General features: G+C 48.4%; 15 protein-coding genes and 1 pseudogene. 12 read left to right on the forward strand and 4 right to left on the reverse strand.

Annotation, left to right across the window (positions count from 1 at the left end):
* Positions 1–38 precede the first annotated feature (38 nt).
* Positions 39–1022 (reverse strand): metal-dependent hydrolase, encoded by a 984-nt coding sequence (locus AZ66_RS10610; protein ID WP_044354828.1) that lies wholly within the window; start codon positions 1020–1022, stop codon positions 39–41.
* A gap of 113 nt (positions 1023–1135) precedes the next feature.
* Here AZ66_RS10610 and AZ66_RS10615 point away from each other — a divergent pair, with 113 nt between their 5' ends.
* The 3 genes from AZ66_RS10615 (at position 1136) to AZ66_RS10625 (ending at position 3189) form a co-directional block, all read left to right on the forward strand.
* Complete coding sequence (locus AZ66_RS10615) at positions 1136–1420, forward strand: hypothetical protein (protein ID WP_021258589.1); 285 nt, start codon at positions 1136–1138, stop codon at positions 1418–1420.
* A 166-nt stretch (positions 1421–1586) separates the two neighbouring features.
* Positions 1587–2519 carry a heme o synthase gene (cyoE, locus tag AZ66_RS10620; protein ID WP_044354829.1) on the forward strand — a complete coding sequence of 311 codons (933 nt, stop codon included), beginning with the start codon at positions 1587–1589 and terminating at the stop codon, positions 2517–2519.
* A 70-nt stretch (positions 2520–2589) separates the two neighbouring features.
* Positions 2590–3189 (forward strand): SCO family protein, encoded by a 600-nt coding sequence (locus tag AZ66_RS10625; protein WP_044354831.1) that lies wholly within the window; start codon positions 2590–2592, stop codon positions 3187–3189.
* 4 nt (positions 3190–3193) lie between these two features.
* Here AZ66_RS10625 and AZ66_RS10630 read toward each other — a convergent pair whose 3' ends face one another.
* From AZ66_RS10630 to AZ66_RS10635, 3 genes are all read right to left on the reverse strand, one after another.
* Positions 3194–3544: a toprim domain-containing protein gene (locus tag AZ66_RS10630; RefSeq protein WP_021258586.1), complete on the reverse strand. Its 351-nt coding sequence runs from the start codon at positions 3542–3544 to the stop codon at positions 3194–3196.
* A gap of 192 nt (positions 3545–3736) precedes the next feature.
* Positions 3737–3865, reverse strand: coding sequence for a hypothetical protein (locus AZ66_RS33305; protein ID WP_269433068.1), 129 nt, complete (start codon positions 3863–3865; stop codon positions 3737–3739).
* 153 nt (positions 3866–4018) lie between these two features.
* Positions 4019–5218, reverse strand: a complete 1200-nt coding sequence (locus tag AZ66_RS10635; RefSeq protein WP_044354832.1) for an MFS transporter — start codon at positions 5216–5218, stop codon at positions 4019–4021.
* Positions 5219–5366: 148 nt separating this feature from the next.
* Between AZ66_RS10635 and AZ66_RS10640 the strand changes: the two genes are divergently transcribed.
* The 9 genes and pseudogenes from AZ66_RS10640 (at position 5367) to AZ66_RS10680 (ending at position 14641) form a co-directional block, all read left to right on the forward strand.
* Positions 5367–5807, forward strand: coding sequence for a hypothetical protein (locus AZ66_RS10640; RefSeq protein ID WP_021258584.1), 441 nt, complete (start codon positions 5367–5369; stop codon positions 5805–5807).
* Positions 5750–6982 carry a transglutaminase domain-containing protein gene (locus tag AZ66_RS10645; RefSeq protein ID WP_442950283.1) on the forward strand — a complete coding sequence of 411 codons (1233 nt, stop codon included), beginning with the start codon at positions 5750–5752 and terminating at the stop codon, positions 6980–6982. Before AZ66_RS10640 ends, AZ66_RS10645 begins: the two co-directional genes overlap by 58 nt.
* A 109-nt stretch (positions 6983–7091) precedes the next feature.
* Positions 7092–9184, forward strand: a pseudogene (locus tag AZ66_RS10650) (peptidoglycan D,D-transpeptidase FtsI family protein).
* A gap of 284 nt (positions 9185–9468) precedes the next feature.
* Positions 9469–10470: a metal ABC transporter solute-binding protein, Zn/Mn family gene (locus tag AZ66_RS10655; protein WP_044354834.1), complete on the forward strand. Its 1002-nt coding sequence runs from the start codon at positions 9469–9471 to the stop codon at positions 10468–10470.
* A 50-nt stretch (positions 10471–10520) separates the two neighbouring features.
* Entirely contained in the window at positions 10521–11291 is a 771-nt protein-coding gene (locus AZ66_RS10660) for a metal ABC transporter ATP-binding protein (protein WP_090513654.1), read from the forward strand.
* Positions 11292–11296: 5 nt separating this feature from the next.
* A complete protein-coding gene (locus AZ66_RS10665; protein ID WP_021258579.1) occupies positions 11297–12250 on the forward strand; it encodes a metal ABC transporter permease in 954 nt (317 codons plus the stop codon).
* Positions 12247–13128, forward strand: a complete 882-nt coding sequence (locus AZ66_RS10670; protein WP_044354835.1) for a metal ABC transporter permease — start codon at positions 12247–12249, stop codon at positions 13126–13128. Before AZ66_RS10665 ends, AZ66_RS10670 begins: the two co-directional genes overlap by 4 nt.
* Before the next feature lie 256 nt (positions 13129–13384).
* The gene (locus AZ66_RS10675; RefSeq protein WP_044354836.1) at positions 13385–14119 is read left to right on the forward strand and encodes a Cof-type HAD-IIB family hydrolase; all 735 of its coding nucleotides are present in this window, start codon (positions 13385–13387) and stop codon (positions 14117–14119) included.
* Positions 14120–14164: 45 nt separating this feature from the next.
* On the forward strand, positions 14165–14641 hold the full coding sequence (locus AZ66_RS10680; protein ID WP_044354838.1) for a DUF456 domain-containing protein: 477 nt from the start codon (positions 14165–14167) through the stop codon (positions 14639–14641).
* Positions 14642–14682: the final 41 nt, after the last annotated feature.

Below are 14682 nucleotides of genomic sequence, written 5' to 3' on the forward strand. Positions count from 1 at the left end.
CTGTACCTTCTTCTTCTAAGTGCCCCTTACACGCCGTTCTATTCGTATTCCAATCCAAAATGCTTGCCGGAGTGAGTTTTGCTCAGCCAGCCTACGAAATAATCAAGCGTCTCATACTTGGCGTTCATCATGACGACAGCAACGAGGGGGAATTGCTTACGATGCCTATACCTGACATCGGCCCAGCGAACGGCATATCCATAACCGGTTGGCTCTACCGTTGCACAAGCGTAGCATGAAATGTACAGGAGCGCTTGGACAGCAGGGTGCTCCTTGGAAGCTTCTACTGCTGGATGATTATCGCAGTAGGCCGTTTCTGTCCAATGGAGACGATTGTGATTCCAGTTCCCTATTCGGTATGCCCCTTCTGGAAGAGGCTTGACCACATTCCATCTGGATAGCGATACGGTCGGAATAAGTGTATACGTGTCCGAATGGACGTACTCTTCATCGAAGAGCAGCATCTGATCCTTGAGCTTCTTGTGTACTGATGCCCTCCATAAGAAGTACACAAGGAGCAGCGCATACAGCACGGGAAATACAATTCTTGGCGACAAGACACCCAATCCCCATAATGCTACAGCTACGAGGTGGGAAGAGAAAATAATCGGATCGAACAGAGAGATGAAGTCAAAGGACAGCCACTTGTCTGTGACAGGCCATGCCGCTTGGGTTCCATAGGCATTACACAGATCAGTAAAGACGTGTATGACTACGGCGAGAGCGGTCCAGAGCAGAACGTGCCAGAACAAGGCACCATTGTTCAGCAAAGTCGTTAGACCTGCGATAAGCAGTGCCCATATTGACAGCATCGGGATGGAATGTGAGATGCCTCGATGCTGACGAATATAGGTGGTGTTGTCCTTCAGCTTGAGCGCAACATCCGCGTCTGGAGCCTGTGATCCGAGTAGAACACCGAAGAAGACGGCCGAAGCCGTAGCAGGATGGGTCATGACGGCAGGATCAATGTGTGAGAGTCCGGCAAGCCCCAATCCAATAACAGCATGTGTGCTTGTATCCATATTCGTAATCACCCTCTTGTATTGTGAGCAATTATGTACCAGAATATGACTCAAGAGTACAATTCACAAGAAGGATTCAGTGGGGGCAACATAAGAAAGAGGGGGAATCAACCATGAACATTATTTTTGTCGAGTATCGAATTGATCCGGACAAGCGAGAAGCATATTTGAAACAGATTACAGAGCGCCTACAGCCATTTCCTCAAGTCGTATTATATGAAGGAACTGACCAGCCTAACGTATTCGTGGAGCAGTGGATGGATACCACACACGAAGAATATTTGCAGCTAAGACGGATTCGTCTGGAGGAAACGAGTGAATGGGACGTCATTACCGCTTGCATTCCTGGCGGCAGATCCAAATTGCATATCTGGGAGTTCGCATCATTTTCCAAATAAGTATAGCCACACACGCTATTGTGAGGAAGATCCAATAGATTGTCAAAATGATGAACGATGCTGCGAGACATTGTCAGCAATTGGACGTTTTTGATATGATGAAAATTACAGCGGAAACATAAAGTTTCTGCTCTTGTTTGTACAACACAAGGAGGAACAGGTCATTTTGGATAAACAATATACGTACCAGGCTCCTTCCGACTCTATCCCGCTATCGCCGGAACCGGTGCGGGTCGAATTATGGAAAGAGTTTGTTCAGTTAACGAAGCCGGGCATTATTCGCTCCAACTTAATGGCTGCATTCACAGGGTTTTGGGTGGCAGCCAAATGGGATATTCCGTGGATGACCATGCTGTGGATGATAATTGGTACAGCACTTACGATGTCGTCCTCATGCGTGTTCAACAACTATTTTGATCGAGATTTCGATATGAAAATGGAACGTACGCGCAATCGCTCGCTTCCTACGGGACGTTTACAGCCGAATGTTGTGCTCTGGTATGCCATTATTCTTGGTATTGCAGGTCTGTCGGTCTTGTTCCTGATGACCAATCCATTGACAGGATGGTTTGGCGTTCTGGGCATGTTTGTTTATGTAGTCATTTATACATTGTGGTTGAAGCGAACATCGACATGGAGTACCTCTGTTGGAGCCATTTCGGGAGCAATGCCACCAGTTATGGGGTATACATCTGTGACAGGTCAAGTGGATGAAGGAGCTATCCTGTTGTTCCTCATTCTATTCCTATGGCAGCCGCCTCACTTCTGGGCGCTAGGCATTCGACGTGTTGAAGAATATCGTGCCGCTGGATACCCGCTGCTTCCCGTAGTCAAAGGAATCGAGCGGACGAAGAAGCAAATGATTCCGTATGTTCTGCTGCTTCTGCCGGTTACTTGGCTGTTCTATTCGTATGGCTATGTAAGCTGGATTTACGGGGTATTAGGAACCATTCTTAATGTGCTTTGGCTGTATATTTGCATCTCGGGCTTCAAGGCGAAGGACAATGAAGCTTGGGCGAAGCGCAACTTCTTGTTTTCAATTAACTGGTTATTGCTGCACTTGTTCATTCTTGTCTTGGATACGATGGGGAAAATGTAATATCGTATCAAATCGAATTAATTGGAATTCAGCCTGACCACTAAAGGGAGTGTAACGGGAGGAACAGACGATGTCTCAATGGGCGAAGAAATATTCTTTGCAAATCTTCTTAATGTCACTGGTTGTGGTATTTGCAATTGTTGCTGCTTGGTTATATTGGCCGCGTGAAGATTTCAAGAAGGCACCGGATTTTTCAATGCAAAATGTGGATGGAAGCACAGTAAGTCTTGATAGTACGAACGGGAAGGTAAGGCTCTTCTATTTCTATTTCACGAATTGTCCGGACGTCTGTCCACCGACGACATTTATGCTGTCTGAAGTACAGACTTTACTGCAGGAGAAAGGCGTATTTGGTAAAGAGGCAGGTATCGTATCCATCTCCTTCGATCCGGAGCGGGATACGATGGATGCGATTAAGACGTGGTCGCAGAAATTCAACGCTGACTACTCAGGGTGGTATTTCCTTCGCGGGAAAGAAGGGGACGTGGCCAACATGATGCCAGCGCTGGACTCTGCTGTGATGAAGGATCAGGATGGTAACTTTACGCATCTCAATGTCATCACCCTGGTCGATCAGAAGGGTAATATTCGCAAAGCGTATAATGCGAATGATCGTGAGCGAACAACGCCCGAAGTGATTGCGGAAGATGTCATGAAATTAATTAAATAAGAGATTAGTTAAGCGGGGGAAGATCCGGATACACGATGTATTCGTCTAACCCCGCTTTTTCTAATTGTTGGATTAAATATTCATCTGGCGTGCCTTCTACGCCAGCATACCCTCGGCGCGTATAGAGATGATCAGCATCCGGGAACGTGTCTCGCAGTACAGCGCGAATACGTTTCCCAGAAGAGTCATTATCCATAAATAAGTATACGGGCTTATCTCCAACCTGCTTACGCAGTTTTTCTGTGCGATCGGTATTCAATGTCCCATATGTGCACATGATGTCAACTTTGTCAGCCAACAGCTTTCGCAAGCGGCTGCGATCGTTTTTGCCTTCTACGATGAGAGCGATTTCCATCGTGTTCACCTTCTTCCTCTATGCGGTACGGGCAGCATTCCGAATCTGATGGAAATGATCCGGCCAGTAATTCTCCTGTTATCAATAGTGTACCACGAATGATGAAATCAATTGCAGCGATGCAATGAGAAGCGCATGACAAAATTGGCTTGCCCGGAGGCAAGCCGTATAAGGAGAGAGCGAGATGGGGGGTTACAGCAGAGGAGCACGCAGAATGATGACGAGCAGGATGAACAGGGCGAGAATAACGGTGGTTATTGTCCAGAAGCGTGCGCCGAACGCCAGCTCTGATCCGCCGCCAGGCTCAGCATAATAACCCATGTAGGTTCACCTGCTTTCGTCGGTAGTCATTTCTCATCATTATAGTATGTTCGCGGAATTATCCTGTTCTGTGTGTTCACCCATATTTGGGAATATGGGCGCAAGCCATGCAAAGGCATCAAGATACCGGGACAGGACATTCAGCTCTTGTTCTTAAGTAGTTGGGTTCGTCGTAGGTGGACGCGTGCTGTGGACAGTCTTCTTCACTAACGATGTAGGCTTGCCTGGCGGGAGCAGCGTGACGGCTGTCATAAGGACGAGAAATGCGATGAAGTACGGCGATAATTGCCCACGGAGCTGCCCCGCAATCATTGGTCCAATGAAGGAGCCGATAGAAGAAGCAATCGATAAGATAGAGAAGATTCGACCATATCTGGCTCCGCCGCTCAGCAACAAGAGATGAGCCGATAAAGCCGGCAAAATGATTCCCTTCGTCATCCCGATAAGAAATAAGGAGAGAAGTAAAGGAGCAGGCCAGTGAATTGCTAATAGAAAGAACAGAATCGCTAGCGAAAAGGAGCCGAGCCATGTGCGCATATAAGCAGAGTATTGATTCAAGAACAACATGCTTAAGGTAAGGAGCGCCCCAAGGCTGATGGCCGAGAACAATACGCCTGTTTTCATTATTGAAGTTAATGCGTCAGCCATAAATGGCAGCTCAAAAAATAAGATGCCCTGCGAGCAAGCGATGGCAAGCGGCATAAAGTAGAATCGCCATGGGATAGCAGGTGTATGCTCAGAAGGGGCAGCTGGTGTTGAAGTAGGGATGCTTGGTGCTGACGTCTTAGAGGAGTGACTTTCACTTTCTTGGACATCTTGAATAAACAGCCATGCCAACATACCAACAAGGATAAGGCCAATGCCCAGCGCTTGGAAAGCCATGACGAATCCGATTTGGGACACGAGATAAGCGCCAGCAGCAGGGGAGACAACAGAGGCCAATGTATGGACGAGCCCATTGCCCGCCATCAACTTGCCTTGATGAACATGATCGCGTGCCATTCGTGCAAGCAGAGACAGGCAGGCGGGGGAGAGGAACGCCAGTACGAATCCGCTTATAGAACGTAGAATAAGCAGCTGCCATGGGTTGACGACATGGGCCTGAAGCATGAGAATAATGCCGGCTCCAATGAGGCTGAACACGATGAAGATGCGGCTGCCGAAGCGGTCTACTCCGTAACCGGCCATGACGTTGCCAGGCAGATGGGTGAACGAATACATACCCATCATTAATCCGATGAAGGATGGAGCAGCACCAAGAGAGATTGCAAATGGGGTCAGAATAGGGTACTGCGCATGCAAATCGAAAAACGCAACGAATAAAAACAGGTAGAGCCAAAAGACAGAACGCAAGCCAAGTCACCTCCAGATCGCTATGGTATACTTGTACGTATTAGCGGACGAACTTAGTACCCGAATTTGGCTGATGATGTTAGATGGTCTGACTGTTGCATCATATGGGAATGATGTATAATACGCTTTGGAAAGGGTGATTGAAGAAGTGAGTCAACTCGAAATGTGGTTTGAATTTATTAAGCAAAATTGGCTTGTCTTCCTAATCGCACTCATCGTACTGCTCGCAATTGTTAGTTTCGTGAAAACGATGATAAAATGGGCACTGGTCGTCGTAATTGTCGCTGCTGTAGCCGTCTATAGCGGAATTACGTGGGACGATGTGAACAACGTAGTGACGACAGTGAAGGATGAGACGGTGCTGAAGCTGAAGGATCAAGCGATGAACTCCATGATGGAGGAAGCGAAGAAGGCGACGTTCAAGAGCAACGAGGACGGAACTTATACGATCAAGTCGCCGAATTTGGAGCTTACAGGCACTCCTAACAGTGATAAAGTGAAAATATCGTTCAATGGAGTCTCTCTTGGTGAATGGAGCATGAACGATACGATTCGCGATTTCGTGAAGGAAGCGAAGCAGAACAAATGAGTACCGGATTGCAGTGGGAATGGAACGCGATAACGCTAGTACTGCTTGCGGTCGTGCTTCTTTCCGCAGTTCAAGGGGTGGCGAGAGGCGCTTCGGGGTCCATGCGTCACCTCTTTCTATTTGTTGCTCAGTCGGCCTGCACCATTGTATCGCTTATTCTGTCCTTCGCTGCTGCGATGTGGCTCTCGCCCATGGTACAGCGTCAGTTTGTTGATTGGAATATTGTCATCCCCTCCCATGCACTGGCTTGGTGGGAGCAGATCTATTATACCTTCGTGACAGGAGTACGGGACTTCGCATTGCTGCGCGTTGCAATCTTGTTCGGCATCATCTATATGCTCGTTCGAGGAATATTGGGTTGGCTCGTATCTTTGATCTGGAGCGAGGCTTCTGTGGCGAGTCAAGAAGAAGGAAGCTCATCTTCTCGCTCAGGGTTCATGCAAGTGATAAGCCGTATGACCAATTGGATAACGGGTGGTGCAATTGGTGCGCTAATTGGTGGTGTGCGCGCCTTCATCATTATTATGGTGTTGTTCGTATATGTTGCCCTTCAGCCTGCTACGAAGGCAAGCGATATCATTCAATCTTCTTCTGCTTATCGCACGGTGGCTAACCAAGTGATCGAGCCGCTTGCGGGGTCATTAATTACAGAGAGTCTGCCTGTCTTCACCTCCCAAATGGGGCAAGAATTCGGAGAACTTCTGCAGCGACGATATGAAGTCATTGATAATCAGATTTCTTCCGATGTGAAGCAAGCTGCGCGTGATGTGACGGCAGGAGCATCGACCGATGAAGAGAAGGCGCGACGCTTGTATGATTGGGTTGGTTCTCGGGTTCAATATGATTGGGATAAGGCCAAGCAATACGAGACGAAGCGGATTTGGAAGGAGCAGACCCCGGAAGATACCTTCGCTACGAAGCAGGGGGTATGTATCGATTATGCTCGTCTGTATGCAGTTATGGCTCGTTCCTCAGGCCTTCAAGTCAAGGTTGTGACCGGTCTTGGATACAATGGCAATGGCGGCTATGGTCCGCATGCCTGGAATCAGGTCTGGCTAAGCGAACAGAAGAAATGGGTGCCGCTAGATAGCACATGGGCATCATCGGGAGATTGGTTCAATCCTCCTAAATTCGACACCACTCATATTCCAGACAAGCCATTGACGGTAAGATAATTTGTGGCGATGGCGGTTTGAAGCTGCACAACCTTTGAATATAGGCAAATTAGTATGGTAAAATAAATAAGATTGTACAGCAAAAGTTAGCAAGAAAGGATGATTGGCATTGAGTCATCCAAATGCGGATGATCCGCAGAAGCGGGAAGTACAGAACCGGCGTACGTTTTCGTTTCGGTTGAACTTATTCTTTTTTATTACATTTTTGATTTTCACCGTGCTTATCGTGAGATTGGCCATTTTGCAATTCGTCGAAGGCCCCGCCCTAAAGGAGAAGGAGTCACAGCTTGGATTCCGGGAAACGGCGGTCCCGCCGCTTCGGGGAACCATATATGATGCTTCAAATACGCGGCTAGCCTATTCCACAGCGTCGCAATCTCTTTACTTCAATGTGGTGAAGAATTACGGGGATCCGAGCAAGAAGATGACGGATGACCAGAAGAAGAATCGAACTGAAGTAGAGCAGCTTGCGAAGCAGCTCGAGGAAATATTCAAGAAGATAGGCAGTCCTCAAGACAAGCCATTGACAGCTGAAGAAATTTTGAAGCGAATGGACTTGGGTGGAAAGATGAACTTTGTTTTCGTTCCTAGGCTCATTAAATCAGGATTGACGAAGGAAGAGGTTGCTTACTTCCTGGAGCATAAATCGCAGTTCAAAGGCATCGATATCGTCGAGGATAGTGTCCGTAACTATGATAAGGATACGATCGCAGTACAGACGGTCGGTTATTTGAAAAAGTTCAAGGGTGTTCGCGAGCGGATGCCGTTCTACAAGGAACAGTATGAGAAGCAGGAACAGCTTCCTACGGAGAAGGAATACTTGGAATACGAGGATGTTGGCGTTGACGGCATCGAATTGATGTATCAGAACGAGCTGCGCGGTTTGAACGGGGTGAAGAAGTTTCCGGTCAACGTGGCGGGTCGTATTATCGGGCCGATGCAGTTGACGAAGCCGGAGCGCGGGAACAACATTCATCTGACGATCCACCGCGATATCCAAAAGGCAACAGAGGAGTCCATCGTAAAAACGCTGGAGAAGATTCGTAATTCCTCGAACCGCACCGAGTATGCACCAAATGCACGCACAGGCTATGCAGTTGCGATGGAAGTGGACACGGGCAATATCGTATCGGTAGCCAGTATGCCAGATTATGACCCGAACGTATGGCGGAATGGTCAAATCAGTAGCGACGACTATGAAAAGATTCAGTATTTCATGGGGAACGGAGCTATTCGCGAGGTTTATGGACCATACAATGATGACAAGGAGCGCGGACGACATCCGACATCACTTGTATACCTCGGTTCTACAATGAAGCCATTGTCCGTCCTCATCGGTCTGAAAGAAAATCTGTTCGGCCCATGGGCAGAATACTATGATAAGGGCTATGGGGAGTTCGGCCGCAAAGGATATGAGACGAAGGTATGGAACTCGAGTCGAACCTCTTACGGTTATATGGATGCTGCGAAAGCCCTTAAAGTATCCTCCAACGCCTTCATGGTAGACATGATCGGTAAAAATCTATTTTCCCTTTCCGACCGGAATGGGCTGGAGTTATGGGATAAATATATGGATGCCTTTGGTCTCGGCGTGAAGACAGAAAGCGGTATGCCTGGTGAATCCGCTGGATTGAAGGACTACCTGGTGGAGGCGGAGCGTAACAATGCACAATCCGCACTTGTATATGCCTCCTTCGGTCAGCAAGGGAAATATACAACCTTGCAGCTTGCTCAATACGCAGCTACCTTAGCGAACCATGGTCAGCGCATTAAGCCTCAGTTCGTGAGCAAGATTACGGACGGAGATGGCAAAGTAGTAAAAAAACGTTCGGGCGAGAAGTGTTGAACGAAACGAAATTCGACGACACGCACTGGCGTGTTGTTGAAGAAGGGATGTCGAAGGTTAACGTTCATGGCTTTGATGGTTTCCCTTACTCGTTCTACAGAAAGACAGGTACGTCGCAGCAAAGTATAGCGGGGAAAACGCTGGAAAACGCGGTGTTTATCGCGTATGCGCCGGCGGATAAGCCGAAGCTTGCGGTTGCGGTTGTCGTCCCAGAGGGCGGATATGGTTCCTACGGGGCAGCTCCGATCGCGCGTGCTATGTTCGATGCGTATGATGAGGTATACGGATTGACGGGTACGCCGAAGAAGAAGCAAGGTACAGGCGAATCTACGGATGCAGCTAACAACAATCAATAAGCAGGAGGAGTCGCTGCATTCAGTGGCAATGATGCATTTCTGAGCGTTGCGAGCCTCAAATAAAGACTTTTTCATATCGTACATGGTGTCACCGATCAGGGAGCACATCGCATACGATATGGAAAAGTCTTTTCTTTTTGCAAAACTATATGTCTAGGGAAAGAATTTTTTTATACGAAAATAGTTGCATTAGGGAAACATATTTGTGTATATTAAACAATGATCAGTGATAAACGTAATCATTACAAAAAAACATTGGGCATTCATGTGGGAGGGAACGAAAGATGACGAAGGCAGCTGAAAGACCGAATGGGAAGTTCAAAATGAATTCGGCGTTGAAGCGGTTGGTTATGACGATATTGTTCTTAAGCGTAGCTGTAGGATTAGCAGCATGTGGCAGCAGCACAAACGAGGGCAAGACAGAGGGAACTGCAACGTCTGCCGATGCTCATCCAATCAAGGTAACAACTACGATTGGTATGATTGCTGACGTGGTGAAAGAGGTAGGAGGAGAACGTGTTGATGTAATTGGGTTGATGGGGCCAGGGGTTGACCCTCACTTATACAAGGCGTCCCAAGGAGACATTAAGAAGCTGGATGATGCGGACATCGTATTCTACAACGGCTTGCATTTAGAAGGGAAGATGGTCGATATTTTGGAGAAAATGAGCGGCAGCAAGACGACGGTTCCCGTCTCCAGAACAATTTCGGAATCTGAGCTGCTCGCAGATCCGACATTAGCACAATCGCATGATCCGCACATTTGGTTCAATGTGCAGAATTGGATCAAGGCGACAGAGGTCATTCGTGACACGCTGGTGGAATATGATGCGGCACATGCAGAAGCCTATAAGCAGCGTGCTGAGGCATATGTAAGCAAGCTGCAAGAGCTTGATGCGTATGTACACAAGCGGATAGAAGAGATTCCGGAAGGGAGCCGTGTGCTCGTTACGGCGCATGACGCGTTCGGATATTTTGGCAAGACGTACGGCATGAAGGTTATGGGGCTTCAAGGAATCAGCACGGCTTCTGAATACGGAAGCAAGGATGTATCCGATCTTCGCGATTATCTGGTGGACAATAAGATTAAGGCAGTTTTTATTGAATCGAGTGTACCGAAGAAGGCAATTGAGGCGGTCATCGAAGGAGCGAAGAAAAAAGGCCATGAGGTCGTCATTGGCGGTGAATTATTCTCGGATGCAATGGGCGAGCCGGGGACAGAAGAGGGGACTTATATTGGCATGGTTCGCTTCAACGTCAATACGATCGTCGATGCACTGAAGTAATGTACATAACTTCGAGAGATATAACACGGTAGGAGAGGAGCGAAATGAGCATGATGGATAAGGGGAATACGCCGCTTCGTGTGAGTGGCTTAACTGTTGCATACCAGAAGAAGCCCGTGCTTCGCAATGTTAGCTTTACGATACCGGAGGGGAATTTAATCGGCATTATCGGCCCGAATGGTGCAGGGAAATCTACACTTATTAAATCTGTGCTTGGATTAATTCCGCGAGTAAGCGGAGAGGTGAATATATTCGGCAAGCCTTACTCGGAAAGCCGTAAACGGGTAGGCTACGTCCCACAGCGCGAATCTGTGGATTGGGATTTCCCGACGAACGCACTCGATGTTGTAATGATGGGCCGTTACGGACACTTAGGATGGTTCAAGCGACCGGGCGCGAAGGAGAAGGAGATTGCGCTCGATTGTTTGGCCAAGGTGGGGATGGCGGATTTTGCAGATCGGCAAATAAGTCAGCTGTCCGGCGGGCAACAGCAGCGTGTATTCCTAGCAAGGGCGCTTGCCCAAAATGCGGACATCTATTTTATGGATGAGCCGTTCGTTGGTGTAGATGCGATGACAGAGAAGGCGATCATTACATTATTAAATGAATTGAAGCGTCAGGGGAAGACCGTGCTTGTCGTCCATCACGACTTGGCAACAGTGAAGGAATACTTCGATTGGGTAATGCTGCTGAATGTAGAGTTGGTTGCCTGTGGAGAAACAGAGAAAATATTTAACACAAGCATGTTGCAGCAAACCTATGGCGGCAGACTTACCGTGTTGGATCAAAATGCGGGCGCCGTCATGGTAGGAACGAGGTGAGTGCAATGTTCGGAATATCTTGGGACGTGCTGCGTGATCCGAATACGCAATGGATTCTCGTCGGTTGTTTGCTGCTCGGTCTCATGAGTGGCATTGTGGGCAGCTTCGCTTATTTGCGGAAGCAGAGCCTGGTTGGGGATACGCTCGCGCATGCTGCGCTGCCAGGCATATGCATTGCTTTTATGCTCACTGGGGTTAAATCGCTGCCCTTATTTTTCCTAGGGGCCTTCTTGTCCGGTATGCTGGCAACAGCGGGAATTTCAGTCGTGACGCGCTATACGCGCATCAAAGCGGATGCGGCAATGGGGATCATGCTGTCGGTGTTCTTTGGTGTAGGCATTGTGTTACTGACGCAAATTCAACATTCCAGCTACGGTAACCAAAGCGGACTCGACAAGTTTCTGTTTGGCCAAGCAGCTTCCATGATGCAGAGTGATGTCTATACGATGGCAGGTGTGTCGCTGCTTATTATTGTGGCATGCAGCCTGCTGTTTAAGGAATTCAAGCTGCTCAGTTTCGATCCTGGCTTTGCGCGCGGACTCGGGTTTCCGGTTGGCGTGCTGGAGCAGCTGCTTATGCTGTTTACCGTCATTGCCGTCGTTGTTGGGATTCAGGCAGTTGGCGTTGTGCTTGTTGCGGCACTATTGATTACTCCTGCCGTATCTGCACGCTATTGGACCGATCGACTCGGATTGATGGTGCTGCTCAGCGGGCTGTTTGGAGCAGTAAGCGGCATTATTGGCACACTTGTCAGTACGACGACGAGCAATTTGCCTACTGGCCCGCTCAGTGTATTAGCTGCCACCTTCGTCTTCTGCTGCTCGGTTGTATTTGCTCCGCGCCGCGGTGTGCTTGCGAAATGGATTCGTCGGATCCGTAATCATCAATCGATTCGGGTGGAGGAGCGAATTCGTCTAGAGGAGACGGAGCCTCGATTGCGAAAGGAGGCGTCGTTGTGACAGACCTATGGATTATACTGACCGGTGCGCTAGTAGCTGCAACTTGCGGGATATTGGGCTGCTTCCTCGTGCTTCGCAAAATGTCCATGATCGGGGATGCCATCAGCCATTCCGTGCTTCCCGGCATCGTTATAGCCTTCATGCTAAGCGGCTCGCGTGATTCGTTCGTCATGCTGCTGGGTGCGTCCGCAGTAGGCTTAGTAACGGTATTTCTCATTCAGCTGTTTCAAAATAGCGGCGTGCAATCGGATGCATCAATTGGAGTGGTATTTACCGCGTTATTCGCGGTTGGCGTTGTCCTCGTAAGCTTGAATGCACGCAATGTGGATCTGGATTTGGATTGTGTTCTGTTTGGTGAAATCGCCTATGTCCATTGGAATACAATGACCTTGTTCGGCATCGACATGGTGCCGAAGGCCGTATGGATACTCGGCTTCACACTGCTAGTGATATTGCTCGTTATCGGGTTGTTCTATAAGCAGTTCAAAATATGTGCATTTGATCCGGCGATGGCTATCGCCTGCGGCATACCTGTTGCGTTATTTCATTATTTGCTGATGGGGCTCGTGTCCATGACGACAGTGGCTTCATTTGAAAGTGTAGGAGCTATCCTTGTCGTCGGCATGCTTATCGTTCCAGCTTCCACCGCCTACTTGCTAACGGAGCGCTTGAGTCTCATGATTGTGTACAGTGTGGCCATTGGAATTGGATGTGCAATAGCTGGCTACTACCTGTCCTCCTTACTGGATGCGTCAATAGCGGGAATGATGGTCACGGTAGCGGGTGCATTGTTCATACTTGCCTTTCTATTGTCCCCGACTCATGGCATGCTGGCCCGCGTGCGGAAGCGTCGTCGTATTGCAGAGATGACTGCTTAAGAAGCAGCTTAGAACACCCTTTGCTCCTGATTATGGAGAGGGGTGTTTTTTTGTTATTGCCACATAGGAACCACTGCGTAAGCGGCCTCTTTGTAAAGGAAAGGAATTCTTTGTTGTAAATGCCTGCATATGATACAATGGCGTTATGCAAATTTGTGCACGACAATGATTGACAAAGAGTGTTACAAGCTTCGACAAATAACGAATCACAACTCGTCTGAAGCGGAACGCATCAGAGACAGGAGTGACGGATGAGATGAGTAAATATAAGTTGTTGGCTCTCGATATGGATGGAACGGTATTGGATGATGATCAGCGCATTTCTAAGGAAAATGCCGATGCCATTCGCAGTGCTTGCGATGCGGGAATTACGGTCATCTTCTCCACTGGCCGCGCGTTCGTCAATGCACTTCCTTATGCGGAAGAACTAGGATTGAATGCTCCAATGATAACAGTCAATGGGAGTGAAGTGTGGAAGAATACACGTGAGCTGCACTTGCGTCATCTCTTGGATCGCGAGGCGGTGAAGCGCATGCACGCGATGTCCGAGGAGCATAATGTGTGGTTCTGGGCTTATTCTACGGAACGATTGTACAACAAAGAGAATTGGGGAGCCGATATCGAGGCTGAGGAATGGCTGAAGTTCGGCTACTTTACGAAGGATGATCGTGTGCGCGAAATTCTGTGGCGCGAACTGCGTGCCATGGGCGGATTGGAATTGACCAATTCCTCGCCACATAATATTGAGATTAATCCTGGTGGAGTCAACAAGGCAACGGGAATACAAACTGTATGTGAGCTTATTGGGTGCGAGATGTCGCAAGTGGTTGCTGTAGGCGACAGCTTGAATGATATGGCCGCGATTCAAGCTGCAGGGCTTGGTGTAGCTATGGGGAATGCGCAGGACGAAGTGAAGCAGGCTGCGGACATCGTCGTACGAACGAACAACGAACATGGTATTGCCCAAGTCATTAGGGAGTATATGCTGTAATCGATTGTTCACGAGCGTTTATTCTCGTGCAAGGTGGTGTGACGGATGGTTATTTTCGGTTGGATTAGTGTGATAGTCCTGTTTCTTGTCGGTATGGCTGGGGCTATCTATCCGATTTTACCAGGTGCGTTGGCAATCTATGCAGCTTTCTTTGTGTATGGATTATGCATTAGCTTTGAACCCTTCGGGTTCTGGTTCTGGGCGATTCAGACGATCATTGTAGCTGTGCTGTTTATTGCCGATTACGTGGTCAATGCCTGGGGGGTCAAGCGATTCGGAGGCTCTAAGGCTTCGATCATCGGGAGTACAATAGGGGTCATCATCGGTCCGTTCGTCATTCCGGCGTTCGGTCTTATACTTGGGCCTCTCTTAGGCGCGTTTATCGGGGAACTTATGACAGGAGCGAGTGTGGACAAATCGACAAAATCGGCCATTGGTGCGGTTGTTGGACTATTTACGAGCATTATCGTAAAATTTGCGCTGCAAATCGTGATGATTGTCCTGTTCTTCATTTGGTTGTAAATGTTTTAATAGAAAAGGTGTCCATAAGACGGTCTGATGGT

Origin of the sequence: Paenibacillus sp. E194, from assembly GCF_000935845.1 — a bacterium.
GTDB lineage: Bacteria > Bacillota > Bacilli > Paenibacillales > Paenibacillaceae > Paenibacillus_B > Paenibacillus_B alvei_B.

What these genes read in the sequence shown, in the direction of transcription:
- AZ66_RS10610 (WP_044354828.1), bottom strand. Translation starts at nt 1,022, where the DNA reads ATGGATACAAGCACACATGCTGTTATTGGATTGGGGCTTGCCGGACTC.
- AZ66_RS10615 (WP_021258589.1), top strand. Translation starts at nt 1,136, where the DNA reads ATGAACATTATTTTTGTCGAGTATCGAATTGATCCGGACAAGCGAGAA.
- AZ66_RS10625 (WP_044354831.1), top strand. Translation starts at nt 2,590, where the DNA reads ATGTCTCAATGGGCGAAGAAATATTCTTTGCAAATCTTCTTAATGTCA.
- AZ66_RS10630 (WP_021258586.1), bottom strand. Translation starts at nt 3,544, where the DNA reads ATGGAAATCGCTCTCATCGTAGAAGGCAAAAACGATCGCAGCCGCTTG.
- AZ66_RS33305 (WP_269433068.1), bottom strand. Translation starts at nt 3,865, where the DNA reads ATGGGTTATTATGCTGAGCCTGGCGGCGGATCAGAGCTGGCGTTCGGC.
- AZ66_RS10645 (WP_442950283.1), top strand. Translation starts at nt 5,750, where the DNA reads ATGGAGCATGAACGATACGATTCGCGATTTCGTGAAGGAAGCGAAGCA.
- AZ66_RS10655 (WP_044354834.1), top strand. Translation starts at nt 9,469, where the DNA reads ATGACGAAGGCAGCTGAAAGACCGAATGGGAAGTTCAAAATGAATTCG.
- AZ66_RS10660 (WP_090513654.1), top strand. Translation starts at nt 10,521, where the DNA reads ATGATGGATAAGGGGAATACGCCGCTTCGTGTGAGTGGCTTAACTGTT.
- AZ66_RS10665 (WP_021258579.1), top strand. Translation starts at nt 11,297, where the DNA reads ATGTTCGGAATATCTTGGGACGTGCTGCGTGATCCGAATACGCAATGG.
- AZ66_RS10675 (WP_044354836.1), top strand. Translation starts at nt 13,385, where the DNA reads ATGAGTAAATATAAGTTGTTGGCTCTCGATATGGATGGAACGGTATTG.
- AZ66_RS10680 (WP_044354838.1), top strand. Translation starts at nt 14,165, where the DNA reads ATGGTTATTTTCGGTTGGATTAGTGTGATAGTCCTGTTTCTTGTCGGT.